Source organism: Pseudoxanthomonas sp. GW2 (genome assembly GCF_000283075.1).
Classification (GTDB): domain Bacteria; phylum Pseudomonadota; class Gammaproteobacteria; order Xanthomonadales; family Xanthomonadaceae; genus Pseudoxanthomonas.
Genome location: NZ_ALIP01000009.1, coordinates 1 through 3578, shown reverse-complemented (window position 1 = coordinate 3578; position 3578 = coordinate 1). Strand labels below are relative to the sequence as shown.

The 3578-nt window shown below is 71.5% G+C and carries 4 protein-coding genes; all 4 read left to right on the top strand.

All coding sequences use genetic code 11. The annotated features are described in order from the left end of the window. On the top strand, positions 1–212 hold a 212-nt coding region (locus B351_RS0100610; protein WP_039730545.1), incomplete at its 5' end, for an SPOR domain-containing protein. Between the two features lie 77 nt (positions 213–289). After that, a complete protein-coding gene (locus tag B351_RS0100605) occupies positions 290–1507 on the top strand; it encodes a D-alanyl-D-alanine carboxypeptidase family protein (RefSeq protein ID WP_026010190.1) in 1218 nt (405 codons plus the stop codon). Positions 1508–1774: 267 nt separating this feature from the next. Continuing rightward, positions 1775–2662: a CsgG/HfaB family protein gene (locus tag B351_RS0100600; RefSeq protein WP_019397118.1), complete on the top strand. Its 888-nt coding sequence runs from the start codon at positions 1775–1777 to the stop codon at positions 2660–2662. Between the two features lie 148 nt (positions 2663–2810). Further along, positions 2811–3578: CsgG/HfaB family protein (locus tag B351_RS15950; protein ID WP_232207875.1), on the top strand; the 768-nt coding region annotated here is incomplete at its 3' end.

The window sequence follows — 3578 nt, the reverse complement described above, 5'->3', positions numbered from 1 at the left end:
TGCAGGTGGCCAGCTTCTCCAGCGCCGACAATGCCCGCCGCGCCCTGGAACGGTTGCTGGCCGCGGGCATCAGCGACGCGCGCCTGGAGGACGTGGTCAGCGGCGGGCGCACCCTGTGGCGCCTGCGGGTGCCGGCCGCCGGCGACCCGGCGGAACTTGCACTGCGCATCGCCGGTCTGGGATTCGGTACCCCGCAGCCGGTGCGCGACTGAGCCGGGGCTACAATCCGTCCTTTCGTCCTTCCCTTCCGCCCGGCCGCGAGCCGGTTGCCGCAGGAGTTCCCGTTTCCATGAAGTTCCGTTCCCCAGGCATGCTCGCCGCCCTCGCCGCGGTGGCCACCTTCGCCTTCGGCCTGGCCAGCGCCCAGGCGCCGGCACCCGCCCCGGCGGCGCCGGCCGCCGCCGCGCCGGCCCCGGTCGCGATCCCGCCGGCGCCGCGTCCCTCCCAGGCCACCGCCTGGCTGGTGATGGACTACGCCACCGGCCAGATCCTGGCCGGGGAGAACGTCGACGAGCGGGTGGAACCGGCCAGCATCACCAAGGTGATGACCGCCTACGTGATCGCCGCGGAAATGGCCGCCGGCCGGGTCCGGCCCGACGACCAGGTGCTGATGAGCGAGCGCGCATGGCGCGAGGGCGGTGCGCGCACCGACGGCAGCTTCAGCGGCTTCCCGGTCAACCAGACCGCGCCGCTGGAGGAGATGGAGAAGGGCATGGCGGTGCAGTCGGGCAACGACGCCGCGATCGCCCTGGCCGAGCACGTGGCCGGCACCCAGGAGGCGTTCGCCGACCTGATGAACAGCTACGCGGCGAAGATCGGCATGAAGAACAGCCACTTCGTCAACGCCCACGGCCTGTCGGCGGAAGGGCACTACAGCACCGCGCGCGACCTGGCGCTGCTGGGCCGCGCCTTCGTGCGCGACTACCCGGAGCAGTACGCGTACAACAAGATCAAGGAATTCACGGTCAACGGCATCACCCAGCCGAACCGCAACCTGCTGCTGTGGCGCGATTCCTCGGTCGACGGCATCAAGACCGGGCACCACTCCAGGGCCGGCTACTGCCTGATGAGCTCGGCCCAGCGCGGCGACCAGCGCCTGATCGCGGTGCTGATGGGCGGCGCCTCCGAGCGCCAGCGCGCCGACGACAGCCTGGCCCTGCTCAACTGGGGCTTCCGCTTCCACGAGACCCCCCGCCTGTACGAGCCCGGCAAGCCGGTGGCTTCGCTGAAGGTGTGGAAGGGCAAGGCCGACCAGGTGCAGCTGGGCGTGGCCGAGCCGCTGCTGGTGAGCGTGGCCCGTGGCCGCTACGGCGACCTCAAGCCGGCGATGGAAGTGCCGCGCTCGCTGGTGGCGCCGATTGCCGCCGGGCAGCAGATCGGCACGGTGAAGGTGTCGCTGGACGGCCAGGTCATCGCCGAGGCGCCGCTGGTGGCCACCGGCGCGGTCGAGGAGGCCGGTTTCTTCAAGCGCCTGTGGGACGCGTTCTGGATGTGGTGGGAATCCTGACGGATCGTCCACGCAACGCCCTGGAAACAGCCGGCCCCGTGCCGGCTGTTTTCGTTGCGCGCGACCGCGCCTCCCGACGGGTGGCGCCCGCCCGGGTTTTTCCATCGTTTATCCTCGGCCGGCGCGTTGCCTGCCGAGGTCGCGCGTGGCGGGCGGGATTGCCCGCGCTTTGTGCAAATCTCCAACGGGGAAAAACATGGGCATAGGAAGGCAGTACGCGCGGCGCTCGGCGCCGCGTTGACGGTGGCGCTTGTGTCCGCTCCGGCCATGGCGCAACGGCACAGCGCGCAGGAACTGCGCCAGCAGCAGGCGGCGGAGATCCCGGTATGCAAGAAGCCGCTGGGCACGATCTCGGTACTGGAACCGGAGCATGGGGTGAACTGGTGGAGCGGCCACCAGCTCCCGGAGCCCTCGCGCCTGATCAAGGTGTTCGTGTCGCGCTCGCGCTGCTTCACCCTGGTCGACCGCGGCGCCGGCATGGCCGCCGCGCAGAACGAGCGCGCGCTGGCGGCGGACGGCAACCTGCGCCGCGGCTCCAACGTCGGCAAGGGCCAGGTCAAGGCGGCCGACTACGTGCTGGTGCCTGACCTGATCTCGCAGAACAGCGACGCCGGCGGCAACGCGGTCGGCGGCCTGCTCAGCGGCCTGGTCGGCGGCCGTGCCGGGCAGGTGCTCGGCGGCCTCAACTTCAAGAAGAAGACCGCCGACGTGGTGCTGACGGTCACCGACGTGCGCTCCTCCGAGCAGGTGGCGCTGGCCGAGGGCAGCGCCAAGAAGACCGACATCGGCTTCGGCGCGCGCGGCAACCTGTTCTCGGGCAGCGGCCTGGGCGCGGCCGGCGTCGGCGGCTACGCCAACACCGAGATCGGCCAGGTCATCACCCTGGCCTACCTGCAGGCCTACACCAACCTGGTCGCACAGCTCGGCGGCCTGCCGGAGGACGCCTCGGCGGCCAGCCCGATCCAGGCCCTGCGCGTAACCCGCGCGGCGCGCATGCTGGCCAACGCCAAGGGCACCGGCAAGGCGGTGCGCGACCTGGAGCCTGGCATGCTGCTGTACCCGACCGGGCAGAAGGACGGGGCGATGTGGGAAGTCGAGGACGAACTCGGCAACCGCGGCTGGGTCAACTCGACCAGCACCGAACTGGCCCGCTGAGCGCGGCGGCTCCGGGGAAGGCCGGCGCTTTGCCGGCCTTTTCCTTTTGCGGGAGGGTGGCTCCCGGCCTTGTTCATTGAAATGAAGGTTTCGTTAGACTGGCTTCCTGCGCGCCGCAACCAGGCGCCAGAGCAATCCAAAGGGAACCATGAGCCATCCGCATCTTCCGTCCCGTGCCTTGGTGCTGGGCGCGGTCCTCGCCACGGCGGCCTGGGCGCCGGACGCCCGCGCCGCCCTGTTCGGCTCCACCTGCAGCGAGCCGATCGGCACCGTGCGCATCTCCGAGCCGGACGACGGCGACGAGCTGTGGGCCAGCTACGGCCTGTCGGCCCCGACCCGCATGCTGCGGGTGCTGGTCAACGAATCGCGCTGCTTCACCGTGGTCGACCGCGGCGCTGGCCTGGCCGCGATCCGGGCCGAGCAGGAGCTGGCCGCGGCCGGCCAGCTGCGCGAGGGCCACAACGTCGGCGGTGGCCAGATCCGCGCCGCCGACTTCGTGCTGGTCCCGGACATCGTCTCGCAGAACGCCAATGCCGGCGGCAGCAGCTTCGGGGTCGAGGCCGAGGCCAAGCGCGGCCTGCTGCGCGGGATCACCGGCGCCGGCCGCGCCGGCGTGTCCACCCGGCGCCAGAACGCGGAGGTGGTGCTGACCCTGATCGATGCGCGCACCTCCGAGCAGGTGGCCACCGTCAGCGGCGAGGCCAAGATCTCCGACAAGGCCTGGGACGCGGCGCTGCGCGCGCAGCAGGCCCAGGCCGGCGTGCGCGGCGGGATCCACTACAGCAGCTGGGAAAACACCGAGATCGGCAAGGTGATCAAGAAGGCCTACGAGGAGGCCTTCGAGAAGATGGAGCCGGCCCTGCGCCGGCTGGCCGCGCAGCGCACCGGGCGCCCGCAGGGGATGATGTCCGCCGCC